1 protein-coding gene is annotated in these 616 nt (G+C 47.2%); it reads left to right on the top strand.

Annotated features, from left to right (window positions below; genetic code table 11):
- Positions 1-616: ABC transporter permease (locus tag R8O11_RS29080; RefSeq protein WP_318195103.1), on the top strand; the 616-nt coding region annotated here is incomplete at both ends.

The following is a 616-nucleotide window of genomic DNA, read 5'->3' as shown; positions in this document are numbered from 1 at the left end:
ATTTCGCTCGGAGACTCTCACAAAGGCTTTCGAGTGATGGGGACCAATCATAGTTACTTTGAGCATTATAAGTACGGAAGTAAGCAACCACTTACTTTCTCGAAAGGGAAAGAGTTCAATGGATTATTTGAAACCGTACTCGGATCGGACGTCGCCAAACAATTGGGTTACCAGATAGGCAGTGAAATCATCATTGCCCATGGTATCAGTGATGTTGGCTTCAGCCGTCACGATAAACTGCCATTCAAAGTTGTTGGTATTTTAGCTCCAACTGGCACACCAGTAGATAAGACTGTTCACGTCTCGTTAGAGGCGATCGAAGCCATTCATGTCGGTTGGGAAAGTGGTGCACGCTTGGGCCCAACACCGGATGCCAAGGTATTACAAGAAAGGGACTTTCAACCAAAACAGATCACTGCCATGCTTGTGGGCTTGAAATCGCGCATTCAAACTTTTGCGTTGCAAAGGCAGATCAACAACTACCCGAAAGAACCTCTCAGTGCAATTATGCCCGGTGCCGCGCTACACGAATTGTGGGGCATGATGTCTGTCGCAGAACAGGCCTTGATGGCGGTTTCTGGTTTTGTGGTTATCGCGGGTTTACTCGGCATGTTAA

The sequence above is a fragment of the Vibrio sp. 1288 genome, assembly GCF_033344475.1.
This window is presented reverse-complemented; position numbering and strand designations above follow the sequence as displayed.